Annotated in this window: 15 protein-coding genes; 7 read left to right on the forward strand and 8 right to left on the reverse strand. The window is 40.0% G+C overall.

The features are described 5' to 3' along the window. Positions 1-9 precede the first annotated feature (9 nt). Together ribF and murJ are read right to left on the reverse strand one after the other, a co-directional pair. Positions 10-945: a bifunctional riboflavin kinase/FAD synthetase gene (gene ribF / locus L2764_RS00825; protein ID WP_248938347.1), complete on the reverse strand. Its 936-nt coding sequence runs from the start codon at positions 943-945 to the stop codon at positions 10-12. Between the two features lie 305 nt (positions 946-1,250). Beyond that, the gene (murJ, locus tag L2764_RS00830) at positions 1,251-2,807 is read right to left on the reverse strand and encodes a murein biosynthesis integral membrane protein MurJ (RefSeq protein WP_248938348.1); all 1,557 of its coding nucleotides are present in this window, start codon (positions 2,805-2,807) and stop codon (positions 1,251-1,253) included. Between the two features lie 248 nt (positions 2,808-3,055). Between murJ and rpsT the strand changes: the two genes are divergently transcribed. Then, positions 3,056-3,322: a 30S ribosomal protein S20 gene (rpsT, locus tag L2764_RS00835; RefSeq protein ID WP_248938349.1), complete on the forward strand. Its 267-nt coding sequence runs from the start codon at positions 3,056-3,058 to the stop codon at positions 3,320-3,322. 202 nt (positions 3,323-3,524) lie between these two features. Here rpsT and L2764_RS00840 read toward each other — a convergent pair whose 3' ends face one another. After that, complete coding sequence (locus L2764_RS00840) at positions 3,525-3,839, reverse strand: ArsR/SmtB family transcription factor (RefSeq protein ID WP_248938350.1); 315 nt, start codon at positions 3,837-3,839, stop codon at positions 3,525-3,527. A gap of 139 nt (positions 3,840-3,978) precedes the next feature. Here L2764_RS00840 and L2764_RS00845 point away from each other — a divergent pair, with 139 nt between their 5' ends. After that, positions 3,979-5,382 (forward strand): M20/M25/M40 family metallo-hydrolase, encoded by a 1,404-nt coding sequence (locus L2764_RS00845; protein WP_376708362.1) that lies wholly within the window; start codon positions 3,979-3,981, stop codon positions 5,380-5,382. A gap of 38 nt (positions 5,383-5,420) precedes the next feature. On the opposite strand, the gene yaaA is transcribed toward L2764_RS00845, so the two are convergent. Both yaaA and L2764_RS00855 read right to left on the reverse strand, forming a co-directional pair. Then, a complete protein-coding gene (gene yaaA / locus L2764_RS00850) occupies positions 5,421-6,197 on the reverse strand; it encodes a peroxide stress protein YaaA (protein ID WP_248938351.1) in 777 nt (258 codons plus the stop codon). A gap of 141 nt (positions 6,198-6,338) precedes the next feature. Beyond that, the gene (locus tag L2764_RS00855) at positions 6,339-7,847 is read right to left on the reverse strand and encodes an alanine/glycine:cation symporter family protein (protein WP_248938352.1); all 1,509 of its coding nucleotides are present in this window, start codon (positions 7,845-7,847) and stop codon (positions 6,339-6,341) included. Between the two features lie 616 nt (positions 7,848-8,463). Here L2764_RS00855 and L2764_RS00860 point away from each other — a divergent pair. From L2764_RS00860 to L2764_RS00875, 4 genes are all read left to right on the forward strand, one after another. Beyond that, the gene (locus tag L2764_RS00860) at positions 8,464-9,576 is read left to right on the forward strand and encodes an OmpA family protein (protein ID WP_248938353.1); all 1,113 of its coding nucleotides are present in this window, start codon (positions 8,464-8,466) and stop codon (positions 9,574-9,576) included. A 298-nt stretch (positions 9,577-9,874) separates the two neighbouring features. Continuing rightward, complete coding sequence (gene tal / locus L2764_RS00865) at positions 9,875-10,831, forward strand: transaldolase (protein ID WP_248938354.1); 957 nt, start codon at positions 9,875-9,877, stop codon at positions 10,829-10,831. Positions 10,832-10,849: 18 nt separating this feature from the next. Then, a complete protein-coding gene (pgi, locus tag L2764_RS00870; protein WP_248938355.1) occupies positions 10,850-12,487 on the forward strand; it encodes a glucose-6-phosphate isomerase in 1,638 nt (545 codons plus the stop codon). 277 nt (positions 12,488-12,764) lie between these two features. Then, positions 12,765-12,950, forward strand: coding sequence for a DUF3545 family protein (locus L2764_RS00875; RefSeq protein ID WP_248938356.1), 186 nt, complete (start codon positions 12,765-12,767; stop codon positions 12,948-12,950). A gap of 104 nt (positions 12,951-13,054) precedes the next feature. Here L2764_RS00875 and thrC read toward each other — a convergent pair whose 3' ends face one another. From thrC to thrA, 3 genes are all read right to left on the reverse strand, one after another. Continuing rightward, positions 13,055-14,338 carry a threonine synthase gene (thrC, locus tag L2764_RS00880; protein WP_248938357.1) on the reverse strand — a complete coding sequence of 428 codons (1,284 nt, stop codon included), beginning with the start codon at positions 14,336-14,338 and terminating at the stop codon, positions 13,055-13,057. 94 nt (positions 14,339-14,432) lie between these two features. Continuing rightward, positions 14,433-15,377 carry a homoserine kinase gene (gene thrB, locus L2764_RS00885; protein ID WP_248938358.1) on the reverse strand — a complete coding sequence of 315 codons (945 nt, stop codon included), beginning with the start codon at positions 15,375-15,377 and terminating at the stop codon, positions 14,433-14,435. Then, positions 15,374-17,842 (reverse strand): bifunctional aspartate kinase/homoserine dehydrogenase I, encoded by a 2,469-nt coding sequence (gene thrA / locus L2764_RS00890; RefSeq protein ID WP_248938359.1) that lies wholly within the window; start codon positions 17,840-17,842, stop codon positions 15,374-15,376. Before thrA ends, thrB begins: the two co-directional genes overlap by 4 nt. 627 nt (positions 17,843-18,469) lie before the next feature. Here thrA and L2764_RS00895 point away from each other — a divergent pair. Continuing rightward, positions 18,470-19,003, forward strand: coding sequence for an FKBP-type peptidyl-prolyl cis-trans isomerase (locus L2764_RS00895; protein WP_376708360.1), 534 nt, complete (start codon positions 18,470-18,472; stop codon positions 19,001-19,003). Positions 19,004-19,034 lie beyond the last annotated feature (31 nt).

Consider the following 19,034-nt stretch of genomic DNA (forward strand, 5'->3'; position numbering starts at 1 on the left):
CTAACGTTATTAGCCAGCATCACTGCCAAGCAAAGCTTTTGCTTTGTCGGCATCATTTTTAATTTGTTGTTTAAGCGCATCTAAAGACTTAAATAGCTGCTCATTTCTAATTTTTGCCACCAGTTCCACCATAACGGCTTTACCATAGAGATCACCTGAAAAATCAAATAGGTGAACTTCTAATTGGCACTTTTGACCCTTGATTGTAGGCCTAAAACCCACATTGGCGACTCCTTCGTAAATATCGCTTCCTTGCCAATAAAATTTGACAGCAAAAACCCCTTTAACAGGACTCACTTTTCGTTTTAATGCAATATTTGCAGTTGGAAAGCCAAGCGTTCGCCCTATCTGGTCACCATGGAACACTTTACCACTTAACACAAAAGGATGTCCTAATAAACGCCTTGCTTGCTCTAGGTTACCTTTAGCCAGCACATCTCTAACTTCTGTGGAACTGACTCGTTTATCTGCCAGCATAAAACTTTGCGTACTCACCACAGCAAAGCCATTTTCTTCGCCGGCACGCTTAAGCATAGAAAAATTGCCTTTACGCTGCCGCCCAAAACAAAAATCATCACCCACAACAAGATATTTGACACCGAGTTTTATCACTAAAAGATCATCAATAAACTCATCAGCGGACAAAGTGGCAAACTTAGTATTAAAATTTACGCATAAAAGTCTATCGATCCCAAACTCATCGAGTAAAGCCAACTTATCACGTAATGAACTTAATCTCGCAGGTGCATTCTCACCGTTAAATAATTCTTGTGGCTGAGGCTCAAAGGTCATCAAAGTCGCGGGCAAGTTAAGGTGCCTCGCTTTTTTAACCAGTTGAGTAATCACTTCAGCATGACCACGATGAACACCATCAAAGTTCCCTATGGTGAGTACACAAGCGTGATGCGCTGGTAAAATGTTATGGATCCCGCGAATTAATTCCATTCTTAATATGATAAGCCTATCTAAATGGGCGGATTATATACTATAGCCAAACGACTTGGAAATGAGAATACCGCCTAAATTCGAACACTTCCACTCACAACTTTCATTTATGTCAAAGTCTCGTTATTGATATAGCAATAAAAGAAACACTTTCCACGTCAACATTAACACTAACCTTCTGTTATTATACTAATTAAACAATATATCAATCACAATATCAAAACGGTTTACAGTCAAGGCTTTAACATAATAATCCAAAATAAAATAGTGAGATGTTAATTTTTAAGGCACAATGATTTTACATTTTAAGCGCCTTTCATTTTCCATGGGCGGACTCCCAATATCACCAAACTCACTAAATAGCTTAATGCACCAGCCCCAATCAACTCTATCAACATGACACCTCGTTGATGTAAAGACCAACCCAACCAGATATTTTGACTCGGATCTAAATGGTATAAGACAAGGGCCATTATCCCAGTTGATAAGAGAACTTTACTGAAAAACACAACAGTAGACGCTTTAATTTTATACACGTTCTGACGATATAAACCGCGATATAATAAGGCCGCATTTAACAGTGCTGATAACGATGTGGCGATGGCAAGGCCTACATAGCCAAAAGGATAAGCTAATAATAAATTCAACCCAATGTTACTTATCATCGCTATGATCCCATAACGCACAGGTGTACGGGTATCTTGCCTTGAATAATACCCAGGCGCTAATATTTTTATCAGCATAAAACTGAGTAAACCACTACCATATGCCATTAAACTGTAAGACGCCATTTCAACATCTTCAAAACTAAATGCTCCCCTCATAAACAACACCATCAGCATAGGTTTTGCCAATAAAATCAAGCCAAACATAGCTGGGAGCCCTAATAGTAATATCGCTCGAACTCCCCATTCCATGGTGCTGGTAAATGCCTCACTGTCGGCATTAACATGTTTCTTCGATAATGCCGGTAAGATAACGGTCGCAATCGCAATGCCAAATAATCCCAGAGGAAATTCAAGTAACCGATCAGAATAATAAAGCCAACTAATTGATCCTGTCATTAAAAAACTAGCAATAAAAGTGTCAAACAATAGGTTAATTTGTGAGACCGATACCCCAAAAAGTGCGGGTAACATTAGCGTCCTAATTTTTACCACACCGGGATGATGCCAATCCCATGAAGGCTTAACCCACACACCCTCTTTTAATAAAAAAGGGATTTGAAACAAGAATTGGACGACGCCACCACAAAAAACTCCCCACGCTAATCCAATTTCAGGTTTGTCCAAATTAGGGGCGATATAGAGCGCTGCGATAATAATGGAAATATTAAGAAAAACAGGCGTAAATGCCGATACCGCAAAACGACCTCGTGTATTCAATATCGAGCCCGACAGTGCGGTGAAAGTAATAAACCATAAATAGGGAAAAGTGATCTTCAACATCAATGATGCAAGTTCAAATTTTGCCCCATCAGGTTCATTATTGAGCCAAGCATAAAACCACCCACCACCAAATAAGGCCGCTAAAATAGGGGAGGCTATCACTCCCACCAACGTCATAACGGTCACTAAGACACCTAACGTTCCCGCAACCTTCGCAAGTAACTCCTTTATTTCATCTGTAGTATTATTTTCTTGGTATTGTGTTAAAACGGGCACAAAAGCCTGTGCAAAGGCCCCTTCAGCAAATAAACGACGTAAAAAATTGGGGATTTTATTCGCAAAGAAAAAAACATCTGCGCTACTACCAGCTCCCATCAAATTAGCGATAATAACATCTCGAACCAAACCTAAAACCCTAGAGATCAATGTCATAAAACTGACAACTATGCCTGATCTAATTAGTTTTCTACTCAAAAAAACCCCCTGAATTGACAAAAAGACGACGATATAACATAAATAGTCGTGCTTACCTCTGTTGCCTGACAGTAATAGCTGCTAGAATTGCGCACCATATTACACGAGTTAAGCCGAAGATAACCAAAGTCGATTGGATTATTTTGTGTTTAAGACACAGATTCAATCATAGTCATTGACAAAATGATTAAAACAAGGCATATTCCTCGACCTTAAAAAATATCAAACCCAGTTTTAGGAGTTGCACCTTGGCTAATAGCAAGTCTGCAAAGAAGCGCGCGCTTCAATCTGAAAAGCGTCGCCAGCATAACGCTAGCCGTCGCTCGATGTTGCGTTCTTACGTAAAAAAAGTAATCGCTGCGATTAAATCAGGCGATCACAAAGCGGCGACAGAAGCATTTGTTGCGGCACAACCCATCGTTGACCGCTTAGCGACTAAAGGCCTTATTCATAAGAATAAAGCTGCACGTCATAAAGCACGTCTGAATGCAAAAATCAAAGCACTTGCTGCTTAATTTTTCTTTCTTATGATGCAAAAAAAACCGGCTTAGGCCGGTTTTTTTAATGTCATTTTCAACGTCCCTGCTATTGATGTGCTGAAATGGTTAAATTAGGAATACTTTCATCATAAAGACTCGATATAAATAGTCCTTACTTTGACTGTCTAGATATCGTTAAACTATCAATCTCCCAACTTATTGATACACTTACTAACGATTAGGCTGCAGTGCAAGTTTCTTGCGCGTAAATAGTATTCAACACCTGAATAATCTCACTCACCTCATCACTATTGAGCGAGTAAAACACTGTTTGTGCTACTTTACGAGTTGTCACTAGATTATCTTTACGAAGCCATGCTAAATGCTGAGACAGTGCTGATTGACTTAACCCCAACTTTTTATTCATGTCACTAACACACATTTCACCTTCATTAAGCAAATAGCATAAAATAAATAGACGACTTTCATTCGCTAACGCTTTTAACAATACAACAGCATTATCTGCTCTTTGTTGCATTAATTTAATATTCATGACTAGCACATTCTCCTAAAACAAACATTAACCCTTAATATACCCCGAATGTAAATATATAGTCGGGACATACCGCACACTTTTTGCTAAATTGTTCAAAAAATGGATATAATCAATAACAATATAAAGGATTTTCATGATAAAAAAATATCAACAATTATGCATTTCATTAATTTCATTGGCTTTAATGGGCTGTCAAAACTATCAATCTAAGATTGAATCGAATGTGGATGTCGCAACAAAATTGAAACAACAAGCTTTTCAATCGCCCTTAGCTTACGACTTAATCGAGTCACTTACTGTTGAAGTTGGGCCCAGACTCACTGGTAGTGAGAAAGATCGTCTTGCTGTTCAATGGGTAGAGAGAAAGCTCAATACACTTGGGTTTGATAAAGTGTATAAAGAAGCCGTAGAGGTCCCCGTTTGGAATAGAGGAGCAGCAAAAGCGGAAGTCATTGCCCCTTTTCAACAACCACTGGTTATTACAGCCTTAGGTGGAAGCATAGGTACGCCCCAAAAAGGAATTCAAGCTAATATTATTCGTTTTAAGACCTTAGATGCATTAAAAGCCGCTTCGATTACTGATGTGAAAGGCAAGATTGTTTTTATTGATCATAAAACCCAAAAAACAGTCACTGGCGCCGGTTACGGCGAAACAGTTTCTGGTCGCTCAAAAGGCGCTATTGTCGCAGCAGAAAAAGGGGCCGTAGCCATACTCATTCGTTCTATTGGTACTGATAGTGATCGTATGGCTCATACCGGAATAATGAAATATGTCGATGGCATACAAAAAATCCCTGCTGCCGCTATGTCAAACCCAGATGCCGATCTTATCAATGCAATGCTTCAACGAGAGCCTATTATCACACTAAGTCTTAATATGTCTTCAGCCAGAAAAGGAGTTGCGCAATCTTTTAATGTCATCGCCGAAGTCACTGGTCAACAAAAACCTGATGAAATAGTGCTTATCAGTGCACATTTAGATTCTTGGGATGAAGGAACGGGTGCCCTTGATGACGGCGCTGGAGTGGCGATAGTAACAGCTGCTGCAAAACTTATCCAAGATCTGCCCAAGAAGCCTGCCCGTACGATCAGGTTAGTGCTATTTGCCGCAGAAGAAGTCGGAATTGTAGGCGCAAAAGCTTATATAAAAGCGCATGAAAAAGAACTGGGGCAACACTATATTGCCGCTGAGTCTGATTTCGGTGCGGGGCTCATTTATCAACTCGATCTTAATGTTAGTAAGCAAGCCTTTCATGAGCTTCATCGCCAATTAAACCCGATGGCATCCAATGGGGTGAAACAGGGTAATAATACCGCTCACGGTGGACCTGATGTGTCGATATTTCCCAGTAGGGGGATCCCCGTTGCTTCATTAAGACAGAATGGATTCGATTATTTTAATTATCACCACACACCAAACGATACTTTAGATAAAATCGACCCTAAAAAACTGCAGCAAAATGTTGCAGCTTATGCACAGTTTGCTTATTTAATGGCACAATCGACGAGTCAATTGAGACCGATGAAATCTAAACAATAATCATCCATACTAGCAAGCAGCTTCACGCTGCTTTTGCTCTACGCCTGTTCTTCCCTTAAAAAAACAGGTCGTTCGAGGTTCGATTCTACTTCACTATAATAGTAACCAGCACTGTCAAACTTCATCAGTTCATCCCGTTCATTGATATCATTCTCGATAATATAACGCGCCATTAATCCTCTTGCCTTCTTTGCATAAAAGCTAATCACCTTATACTGACCGTTCTTTTGATCTTTAAAAACGGGAGTGATCAGTTGTGCATTCAACTTTTTAGGGTTTACTGCCTTAAAATACTCATTAGATGCTAAATTAACAATAATCTCATTTTCTGAAGTCGTCAGTGTTCGATTAATGTCATCCGTTATCATGTCCCCCCAAAATTGATATAAATTACTTCCTTTGCTATTTTCAAGACGCGTTCCCATTTCCAATCTGTACGCTTTCATCAAATCAAGCGGCTTAAGAAGGCCATATAATCCAGACAAAATACGTAATTTTTTCTGTGCTGATTTTAACTCTGTCGTCGATAAAGAATCAGCATCTAATCCGGTATAGACATCACCACGAAAAGCAAAAACCGCCTGCTTAGCATTATCAAGTGTGAAATCAGTAGTCCAACTGTTAAAACGTGCGACATTCAACCCTGCTATTTTATCACTCACCTTCATTAAAGTGGCAATATCAGTCGGGCTTAACTCCCGACAAATCTTAATGAGTTCCGCACTCTCTTTTAATCGCTCAGGAAGTGAGTACTCCTCAGTCATAGAAGAGTTTTCGAAATCCAACGTTTTCGCTGGAGAAATCAAAATCAACATAAAGCACCTTAAAATATTATTCGCTAATACCCACAATCATACTAGCCACAAACAAAAAATCCACGCATTATATTCGTGGATTTTTAGATTGCCTCAATAGATTTTTATCCAGGTTTCAAAAATGCGATTCAATTTGAAAACTCAATATATTCCTTCATCTTTTTTCTGAATCGATACGCTCTTTCTTTTAAGCGGATCTGGATCTCTGGTTATTTCACGCTCACATTCAGTTTTTTCATTCGACCATGCATTATCTTTTAAGCGCATTAACTCGGGGAATTTCTTATAATCAAAACTAGGCAGCTTCCCAGACTTTAATTGATGACAATAATCCTGAATCACTCGCACCGTCAAGCCTGATAATAACAATAACGCAATGATGTTAACCGTTGCCATCAATCCCATCGACACATCAGCTAAGGCCCAAACTAATTCTACTTTAGCAAGAGAGCCAAACATCACCATGCCTAATACTATTAGCCGAAACACGGGCAAAATATGTTCTTTATGGCCAGTCAGGAACAACACATTGGTTTCTGCATAAGAATAATTAGCAATAATCGATGTAAAACAGAAAAATAAAATAGTAAATGCAATAAATGCGCCTCCCTCCTGACCCACATGACCCGTTAACGCATCTATCGTCATTCGAATACCATCGCCATCGCTATCAATATCACCAGTTAACAATATAATGGCTGCCGTTGCTGTACAAATAACCATGGTATCCACAAAAACCCCCATCATTTGTACAAAACCTTGAGATGCGGGATGATTAGGATAGGGAGAAGCACTACCCGCGATATTAGCGGCACTTCCCATACCCGCTTCATTAGAAAATAGACCTCTTGCTATCCCTGACTGCATTGCTTGGGTAACACTATAGGCCACCCCTCCAGCAACGACTTCTTGTAGCCCAAAAGCGCTTTTTACAACTAACATTAATGCTGCGGGAACTTTTTCAAAATTAAGAACCACAACAACCAATGCAACAGTAATATAAGCCAATGCCATAAAAGGCACTAGTAATTCAGACACTCGAGCCACTTTACGTAAGCCACCCATGATGACAAAGCCACTGAAAATGACGAGAATAAGTCCTACATCGGCAGCGGAAAAGCCAAAGACTTGCGTCATAGCAGCCGTAATTGTGTTAGCTTGAACAGCATTGAAAACGAGTCCAAAGGCAATAATGAGAAAAATGGAAAATAGTATCCCCATCCAACGCTGGCCTAAGCCTTTTTCCATGTAATAAGCAGGCCCGCCCCGAAATTGACCGTTTTCATCACGCACTTTATAAATTTGCGCGAGAGTCGATTCAACCATGGCCGTAGCCATTCCAAGTACCGCAATTAACCACATCCAGAAGATAGCACCGGGACCACCAACACTAATGGCAACAGCCACACCCGCCATATTTCCGGCCCCAACACGTGCAGCCATACTCGTACAAAACACTTGAAAAGAAGATAATCCCCCAGCTGTGACGCCTTTTCGACTATTCAATAAAGTAATAATCGAGTGTTTAAAATGCGTAATTTGAATAAAGCCTAATCGTAAGGTAAAAAATAAACCTGCACCAACCAGTCCATAGACGAGTATCTTTCCCCACAAGAGTGCATTAAGAAAATCAACAATCATTTCAAACATATTTCTATTCATCCTCATGACAAATCAAACTAGCAACCTATCACCCAATCAAATGTAGTCATTAAATATGCTCGTTAAAATGTCATAGCATAAAAAGAGTAATAAACCTGACAAATCTAATTTCAGGCCTCGCGAATTAGATCAAGCCTAGAATACTTTACGCACGAAAGTAACATAAAGAACACCCTTTATCATCAAACTTAAAACAAATGTGGAATACGAAGTAACGTAATACTTTTTGAACTTAACTCGTACATGAGGATCTGGCTGCTTTATTAACATTTCATTCAGCCTTCACATTAAGCTTAGTCTCGATCGATAACAATACTGGAGTATTGATAATAAATATCGACAATTCAGCACTGATTAACGGGATATAAATAGAACTCATTGTTATCACTATAAATAAAAATTACATCATCACTCAGCATTTCATTGATTATTATGAAGTACTAAAAATAAACAAAAAATATCTTCATTAAATTGGCAATAACTTCATTTGCGACAGATACTAATGCATGTTAGCCAGTTGTTAAAGGAACTCCACTTGTTATGCTAACGGTGTTTTATATAGAAGTAAGTGGAGGAGTTTTAATTATAAAACATAAGGATTTTAATGATGAACAACACACTCAAAGCCCTATTACTTACATCAATACTGCCCTTTGCTGTCAATGCCGAAGATGGTATGACACCTTGGTATATTGGTGCGGGTATCGGTCTTAATGATTATGAACCTAATTGCGATATGAAAACAATGGCTTCGTGCGGAGAAGATGACCCTTATGCATGGGATGTTTTTGGCGGTTTTCTCTTTAATGAGTATGTCGGCATTGAGGTCGGCTATCGCGATCTTGGCCGGGCTGAATTTACCGACTATTCAGGTAATCTAAACGATATAGGCGTTCATGGTGTCACCGCTGGTTTTGTTGGTATTTTGCCATTAGGTGATCGATGGAGTTTCAATGCAGAAGCCGGAGCTATGCATTATCTATGGTACAACAATGAAAATCACGGTAGTGATTATTATAGTGCAACCGATTTTGCACCGTATTTTGGTGCGGGATTTGGTTTTAATATAACCGATAACTTCAAGCTAGAAATGAAATACCGTCGCTATCAAGACTTAAATGATACTGAATACAACACTTATGATCTGGAAAGTAACTATTGGGGACTCCAACTCAGTTATCGCTTTGGGCATAAATCCCCACAAGAAGTTGTCGTCGTAATCTTTGATTCTGATGGTGATGGTGTACCGGATGATATTGATCAATGTCCAAATACTCCCTTTAATGAGCAAGTGGATGCTTATGGCTGTACCATTTACGAAGATAAAATATTCAAATTTGAAATCGGTGCTGAATTTGACAACAACTCTGCTGTCGTAAAAGAAGCGGCTATGACTGATGTTAAGAAAGTGGCTGACTTTATGATTGAATACCCTGACAGTGTGGTCGAAGTCTCTGGCTACGCCTCAGATGTGGGTGCTCCCAATTATAATATGAAGCTTTCTCAACGTCGAGCCGATGCTGTGGCAGACATACTCGTTAAACGTTTTGGTATTCCTCAGTCTCGAGTCACCTCTAAAGGTTACGGTATTACTCAGCCACTTATTCCGGGGAAATCAGCAGCAGCAAATAAAGCTAACCGCCGAATAGAGGCCCAAGTCACAGGTGTTGAGCAAGTTCCTCTAATGAGAATGGAGAGAATGGAGATAATAGAATAATAAGTCACTTTCAGCGGTAAATAAAGTGATTGAGCTGTACTAAAATAAAGCTCATGCCTGAAATTGGCATGAGCTTTATTTTATTCTAAAATTTTTGATTTAAGTACTTTAAGCAACTAATCATGTAAAAAACTGACTACTTTCCCAATAATATGTTAATTTTTCAATTTTTTAATGATAGTTTACAACTTTTCTGTAATTTTTTTTCATTTAGAGTTGGATTATGGGTTAAAATCGCTTTTAATACCCTATTGCACACACCACATTTACGCTGCCACCAGAGAAGGATGTAATTTTTATGGCTAATACATTAGAACAATTCAAATCCATTACCACTATCGTTGCCGACACTGGCGATATTGAAGCCATTAAACGTTATCAACCAGAAGATGCAACAACGAATCCGTCACTTATCTTAAAAGCGGCACAAATTCCAGAATATAGTGGACTCATTAACAATGCTATTACTTGGGCAAAACAGCAAAGTAATGATATTGCGCAACAAGTTGAAGATTCGGGTGACAAACTCGCGGTCAATATCGGTCTCGAGATCCTAAAACTTGTTCCTGGACGTATTTCAACCGAAGTTGATGCAAGACTTTCTTTTGATAAAGACGCTTCAATTGCAAAAGCACACAAACTGATCCAACTTTATCAAGAGGCCGGGATCGACAAATCACGTATTCTCATAAAACTGGCTTCAACATGGGAAGGGATCTGCGCCGCTAAGCAATTAGAACAAGAAGGCATCAACTGTAACCTAACGTTATTATTTAGCTTTTCTCAAGCAAAAGCCTGTGCTGAAGCTGGCGTTTATCTCATCTCCCCTTTTGTTGGCCGTATTCTTGACTGGTATAAAAAAGATACCGGCATAGATTACACTGCAGCTGAAGATCCTGGGGTTGTTTCTGTCACTCAAATTTATAATTACTATAAGGAACATAGCTTTAAAACGGTTGTGATGGGAGCAAGCTTCCGTAATACAGGTGAAATTATTGAACTTGCGGGTTGTGATCGTTTAACGATTGGCCCCGCATTACTTGAAGAGCTCGCCAATTCAAATCAAATCATAGAACGTAAGTTATTACCTGCAGAGTCAACTCAAACGCCTAAAGCCCCATTAACAGAAGCACAGTTTCGTTGGGAGTTTAATGAAGATCCTATGGCAGTTGAAAAGCTCGCTGAAGGCATTCGCAATTTTGCCATCGATCAAGGCAAACTTGAAACTATGCTTAAAACAAAATTGACATCTTAAGCTAGTAGGCAGACAACCATGACTGAATTAACCCAATTATCATCTTGGAAAGCATTAAAAATCCATCGCGAGGCAGTGCCTCATATGCGTAAGCTCTTTGCTGCTGATCCTAAGCGTTTTGACAATCTGTCTTTATCCGCTTGTGGATTATTTTTAGATTATTCCAAAAATAAAGTGACCGATGAAACATTGTCACTATTATTCACATTAGCGAAAGAGTCTCAATTAGCCCCCAAAATTCAAGCTATGTTCAACGGCGATAAAATTAATACCACAGAGCAACGTGCAGTACTTCACAGCGCATTGCGGGCTAACTCAAACCAAGATATCCAAGTTGATGATAAAAATATTATCCCTGAAATTAAACACACCTTGGATAAAATGGCCGCTTTTGTTGATGAAATCATCTCAGGTTCATGGGAAGGCTATACCGGTAAAAAAATTACCGATATTGTCAGTATCGGCATTGGGGGATCCTTTTTAGGGCCTAAAATTGTTTCTCAAGCACTGCGCCCATACTGGACAGGCGATATTAATTGTCACTTTGTTGCTAATGTTGATGCCACTTCTATCGTTGAAAAATTGAAAGGCCTCAATGCAGAAACAACGCTGTTTATCATGTCATCCAAGTCATTTGGTACGCAGGAGACATTAACCAATACCTTAAGTGCAAGAGAATGGTTCATCAGTCAAGGTGGCAGCCAAAATAACGTCGCTAAACATTTTGTTGCGGTGAGTTCTAACGTAAAAAAAGCAACCGAATTTGGTATTGCCGCTGAAAACATTTTTCCTATGTGGGATTGGGTTGGCGGACGCTATTCACTTTGGTCCGCAATCGGCCTGCCTATTGCCCTACTCATCGGAATGACACGCTTTCGAGAGCTTCTCGATGGTGCAAATGAGATGGATGAGCATTTTTCTACGGCTCCACTCAGTCAAAATATGCCTGTCATCATGGGACTTTTATCGGTTTGGTATGTCAACTTTTTTAATGCCCAATCTCATGTGGTGTTAACTTACGACCATTATTTACGGGGCCTACCGGCCTATTTTCAACAACTTGATATGGAAAGTAATGGTAAATCCGTCACTCTTCAAGGCCAAGCTGTTGATTATAGTACTGGGCCTGTGATTTGGGGTGGTGAAGGTACTAATGGCCAACATGCTTATCATCAGCTATTGCATCAAGGGACGGCTTTAATTCCTGCTGACTTTATCATGCCACTTAATAGCCATAACCCATTAGGTGAACACCATGTTCAGTTAGCATCCAACTGTTTCGGGCAAACTCAAGCGCTGATGCAAGGAAGAACCTTTGAGGAAGCCTTAGCTGAGCTAGAAGACAGTTCACTCAGTGATGATGAAAAACAGCTTATCGCCAAACATAAAGTCATGCCAGGCAACAAACCCAACAATACGTTACTCATGGATAAATTAACCCCTGCAACATTAGGTGCGTTAATTGCTTTATATGAGCATAAAACCTTTGTTCAAGGCGCTATTTGGCAAATCAACTCCTTTGATCAATGGGGCGTAGAGCTTGGAAAACTATTAGGTGATGATGTATTAGCCCGCTTAAAGGCTGACAAGAATACCTCTGAACTTGATAACTCAAGTAATGGCTTAATTAACTTATTTCGCCAACAGCGAATTTAACCTACCAATATTCCCACTGATTAAACAATCTTAAGGCCAATGATCTCATCATTGGCTTTTTTTATATCATCTGAATAACAGCTCCATGCCACTCACTTTTCTCTTTGACAGTCAAATCCTTCCTTCTTTGATCGCTTTTAACTTTACGCTATTTCACGTGATAAGTATAAATAAATAAATAAAACACCTTAATTTAACAAATATGAAACATTTTTGTTGCACCATGTTTGAAAAACATGCTATTTATTTGAATACAAAGAAACGACAGGAGGTTGCTATGAATCGTTTAGATTATGGTTGTGCGCTAGATAATATAGTAGAAAAACCCAGCCGCTCGAGAAATTCCAACAAGAAGCGAAAATGGCGTGAAATAGAAGCGCTAAAAGAAAAACATCGCTTACTCAAAGAACTTCAAGATATCGATGATAATTTCAATGATGAAATAGACAACTTATTCATATAGTTTTCTATATGCTCAGCGACCAGAAACAGAATCTAGAAACTAGAAACTGAGGTAATAAAAGGAGCAGCCTAACTCGCTGCTCTTTTTATTTATATTGTCGTTAACTACGTTAAAATTTTAAATAAATGTGCTTTTAAATCACTAAAGTTTGCTGACAAGTCGATCGATAAAATAGTTTTATCTACAACAACCGCTAATGGCTCAGGTAAAGGCACTTCAATGTTTAGCTCCGCCTCAACCACTTCATTGAATTTAGCTGGGTGAGCGGTACCGAGAAAAATACCTTTTTCCTCCGCGCACATTATTTGAGTTAAGGCATCTGCAGCTATCGCCCCATGAGGCTCAGATAAATAGCCCACTTCATGTAATGTGCGTAGCCCTCTTGACGTTTGCGCCTCAGATAAAGCGACGCCTTTAATATCGGCTAACGACCAATCCATTTTATCCACAATGGCTTCGACTCTGGGCCAGTTACTCGGCTCAGCGACATCCATTGCATTAGACATTGTCGCAACAGTGGTATTCGGTAACCACTGACCTTCCGCCAAATAACGAGGAACGGTATCATTACTATTGGTTGCTGCAACAAAATATTTAATGGGTAATCCCATCGCTTTAGCAAAGAGTCCTGCCGTTAGATTACCAAAGTTACCACTGGGAACCGCAATCACAGGTAAGTCATCATGTTGTCGCTTAAACTGTGCCACTGCTTCAAAATAATAGCAAATCTGAGCAAGCAATCTACTAATGTTAATCGAATTTGCCGAATTTAGATGAAGCCCATCACGGATCTCACTGTCTTCAAAAGACTGCTTGACTAAACCCTGACATGCATCAAAATCTGAATCAATCGCGACGGTATGAATATTTTTCCCTAACGTGGTGAACATTTTTTCTTGTAGTAAACTAATTTTACCTTTGGGATACAGCACCACTACATTGATAGCATCGAGTCCAAAAAAAGCATCAGCCACAGCAGCGCCAGTATCACCTGAGGTGGCCGTTAAAATGTTAATTTTCTCACCTTTCGCCAGAACATTAAGACATTGCGCCATAAAACGCGCACCAAAATCTTTAAAGGCTAAAGTCGGTCCATGAAAGAGCTCTAAACAATAACGGTTTTCATCGGCTTTGACTAAAGGCAAGTCAAAATTAAAGGCATTTTCAACCAGTGTATCAACGGTATCTTGCCCCAGCTCTGATGCAAGCCAAGCCCCGATGACTTTTTTACTTCGCTCAACAAAAGGCTGTGATAATAACGTTTCCATATCTTCCAACACAGGAATATGAGTCGGAAAAAATAATCCTCTGTCTTTACCAAGCCCAAGCTTTACTGCTTCCGTAAAACTCACCACTTGTGAAGGATGTTTTAAATTATATAGCTGCATAACAACTTGCCCTTACTGTAAAATACGATATTCATTGCATGATGGCGAAACCTATTAATCAACATAACAAAGAAACATAATAGGCTCGACACAATTAAATTCTTCTTGCACCTTTAGGATCGACTTGGCAGATGTGTGAAAAGCCATTTTCATCTTTAAGGTAATGTGTGTTTAACCAAGCTTGCGCTTGTTGCGCTTTTTCTAAACTGCTTGTAATCGAAAATAACGTGGGTCCACTGCCTGAAATCCCTGTCGCTAGCATTCCCATTTTAGTCAGTTCAGCTTTAGCCTCGAGGTAACCTGGAATGGATCCCGCTCGATAAGGTTCGGCAAGCACATCTTTTAACACCTCGATAGCTAAGGCTTCATCTTGCTTATAAGAAGCATGAACAAAAGCGCTTAAATGGCGACCAAATTCAATGGCAGTCGATTTATCATATTGCTCTGGTAACAACTGTCTCATTTTAGCCGTTGATAAAGAAACGCCTGAATACGACATCACCCAATACCAATGATTAAAGTTTGGGATCGCATCGCACACTTGTGTATTGCCATTAAGAATAAGTTGCATCTGACCTAAATAACAAGGTGCCACATTATCGTAATGCACCGAGCCGCTGATCTGACCTTCAAACTTCCCCATTAGTAAGAGTAAATGTTGTTCCGAAAAAGGATTTTCAAAATACTCATTTAACGCATAAAGGGCCGCAACAACTGAACTCGCACTTGAACCCAGTCCACTACCCACTGGCAAATTTTTATGTAAAGTGAGCTTTATTCCCGTTGAGCTAACCCCTTTATCTGCTAGCTGTGCGATAAAAAATTCAGCACATTGATAAACAATATTCTCCGCAGGATCTTGGGGGAGTTTATTTGCCCAAGTACCCATCACTTCTAAAGACATGCCTTCAACTGCGGCTTCAATGGATACAGTATCACCCAGTAAAGAGCCATCAATAGGCGCTAAAGCGGCGCCCAATGTATCAAAGCCTACGCTGATATTCGCAATGGATGCCGGAGCATAAACCTTTACACTCATAACGATACCTCACGCGTCCAATTTAAGGTTCTTAATACATCAGAAAACGCGCCCGCTGCAGTCACTTCGGTGCCCGCACCATAACCCCGAAGCACAAATGGAATAGGTTGATAATAAAGACTATTAAAAGCCAGTGCATTTTCGCCCCCTTTGACACTATAGAGGGGATCATTCGCATCGACCTCAACAATTTTCACTCGACAACCTTGCTCATCGATTTGACCCACATAGCGTAATAATCGACCTTGTTTTTTTGCATTGCTCACTTGCGTGGCGACATCCTCATCGAGCTGACTTAAATTGGCCATAAAAATATCAACATCACCCGATGCATCAAAATGAGGCGGTAATACCGATTCAACCTTGATGTCTTTCAGCTCTAAATTTAACCCGACTTCTCGAGCTAAAATCAACACTTTGCGCGCAACATCCATCCCACTGAGATCATCTCTAGGATCGGGCTCAGTAAAACATTTTTCTCTCGCTATACGGGTTGCTTCAGATAAACTCATTCCTTCATCCAGCATCCCAAAAATATAAGACAAGCTGCCAGATAAAATTCCGCTAAAGCTCAGTAACTTATCTCCTGCACACAACAGCTTTTTCAGATTATCTATAACCGGTAAACCTGCGCCGACGGTGGTTTCATATAAAAATTGGCGACGTTGTTTTAATGCGGTTTTTCGTAACTGGTGATAATAAGCCATATCACGGGTATTGGCTTTTTTATTGGGCGTAACGACATGCAAGCCTGCATTCATCACATCAAGGTATTTATCTGATACATAATCACTCGACGTACAATCAACAAGTACAGGGTTGAGTAATTGCTGTTCTTTTGCCCAGCGCAGCATGAAATCAATATCACTTTTCTGTGCACTTTCACTGAGTAAAGATTGCCACTCATTCAGCTCGATACCTTGTGCATTGAGCAACATTTTACTGGAATTCACAATACCGCATACTCGGATACTGATATGCTGCTCTTTTAACATTTCTGCTTGTTGGGCGATTTGATCTAATAATCCAGCACCAACATTACCGCAGCCGACAAGGAATACATCTAAATATTGTTGCACATCGAAGAAGCTTTGATGACAAGCCGAGATCGCATTTTTGATTTTACGTTGCTCAATGACAGCCGAAATCGAACGCTCTGATGAACCTTGAGCGATCGCAATAATGTTGACCGTCGCTTGGGCTAATGCTTGAGAAAAGGTAGCCGTAACGCCTTTATTCGTTCGCATGCCATCACCAATCAATGAGACTATGGCTAAGTTATGACGCATTTCTAACGGCTCTAAAAGCTCACTTTGTAATTCAAGCTCAAATTCTTGCTCTAAGGCTTGTTTCGCACTGGCGGCATCTGAAGTACTCACACAGAAACTAATACTGTATTCAGATGAGCTTTGTGTGATTAAAGAAACCGAAACACCACTTCTAGAAATCGCCCCCAATGTTCTACTCGCCATACCCACCATGCCTTTCATCCCTGGGCCTGATACATCAAACATGGTCTGTTCATCCAAGTTCGAGATAGCTTTAACACTTAACCCTGACTCATCTTGCTGGCTAGAAACGAGTGTCCCTACCGCATCAGGGTTAAAGCTATTACGTATATAACAGGGAATATGATACTGAGCGATAGGGGCTACCGTTTTTGGGTGCAATACTTTCGCCCCAAAATAAGAGACTTCCATCGCTTCTTGATAGCTCATTTGGGCTAATAATTTAGCATCGGATACCACACGAGGATCGGTATTATAAATACCATCAACATCGGTCCAGATTTCACAACAACTCGCATTAATACAAGCGGCTAATACAGCTGCAGAATAATCAGAACCATTACGTCCCAATGTCACTACACTGCCATCTTTACCGCCAGCGGTAAAACCTGGCATTACCCAGACACGATGTTCATCTAAATTAATGGCTTTAAAATTGACTTTACTGGCTTCAATATCCACAGCTGATTCAAGCCTTGGGCCATGAGCCAGTAATAAAGCTTGTGGATTAAGTAACGCTGCGCTATGGCCCATGGCATTAATTAGCTGCTCCATCAAAACAGAAGATAGCTTTTCTCCACCAATAATCACTTCAGCTCTCACGCTATCTGGACAGACACCTAATAGTGAAATCCCCTGTAGTTTTCGGCCCCAAAAAGCAAGCTGCTTATCTAAACACCTTTGTAGGTACTGACTTTGCTCATCTGTTAATACTGCATCGTTAGCTTGCTGATAAAGTCCAGTGAAAACTTGTTCTATTCTGGATAACACAGAATCAAACTCGCCGCCATCAATGGCGACATCCACCACTTCCAGTAAACGATTGGTTATCGTTGCGGGCGCAGATAAGACAACCGCAATTGACTCTTCGTTAGCCGACTTGGCAACAATCGCAGCAGCAGCTTGAAATCGCTCCCAATTAGCAAGCGAGGTACCACCAAACTTCATGACTTTCATACTTTCTCCTCTACCCGCCCCACTAAGAAACAAAAAAGCCTGCTTCTTTGTGGGAAGCAGGCTCAATGTATAATCTTATATTAGATACGCTCAGCCTGTCCCCACGATAATAATCGTGGTGGTCGTAATCAAGGTGGTTACAACACATACGCGGCTAAACATCATAAAATGGATTAAATTCAATATTTCGTTAATTTATGCATACAGAATTGCTTTTTACGCGCTAACTGTCAAGTCCCTTTTTATGAATAATTTTAACCGAGTAACACCATATTTGTGTTTAGATGTTAAATAGGCTGAATATTTTATTCTTGCGCTAAACATAACGCCAAGAAAGATGTTTCATTACAGGACAGATAACTGTTAACATATTGTTGGAGTTGGTGTTAATTAAGTTTAACGTTATCACATCAACATATCGACTATCGACAAGTCATCATCTTCTCATCACCATCCCCGTCTTTACTTCCCACCGATGACGATAAACAGCCTTGAATGAATATGCAAATAATATCAATTAACCCTCATATTATGGTTACCCCATCACGCCATCATATTGGCTACAGTTATCGCATATTGAATAAAATCCAGTTAAAATGCCCGTCATTAATTTATTGGAGCTACCCCATGAAAATCACTCAACAATGTGCTGTCACTATCCATTATCAACTCAAAGATGATGAAGACCGAGTCATCGAAAACTCATTTGATAATGAGCCTATGCTTTATCTTCATGGTACTGAAAGTATGATCCCCGGCCTTGAAGCTGAATTAGAAGGTAAAATTATTGGGGATAAAATTGAAACCAGTATCAATGCAGAAGATGGTTACGGTGAATACCATGATGGCTTACGTCAAGAAGTGCCATTGAATGCCTTTGGTGATGTAGAAGATATTGTTCCAGGTATGCGTTTCATTGCAGAAACAGAAATGGGTCAAAGACCCGTACAAGTCGTAGAAGTCAAAGATGATGTTGCTGTTGTCGATGGAAATCACCCATTAGCAGGCCAAACCCTGCATTTTAACGTTGAAGTCATTGATGTTCGGGAAGCCACCGAAGAAGAACTTGCCCATGGCCATGTCCATACATCCGGCAGCTGCGAAAACCAAGATACCCCACAGCAGCATGAGTATACAGACGGCTGCAGTGCTGAGCATTAATCACTGTAGCAATAAAAATACAGCTTGAATA

It is taken from the genome of Shewanella surugensis (genome assembly GCF_023284005.1).
Classification (GTDB): Bacteria; Pseudomonadota; Gammaproteobacteria; order Enterobacterales; family Shewanellaceae; genus Shewanella; species Shewanella surugensis.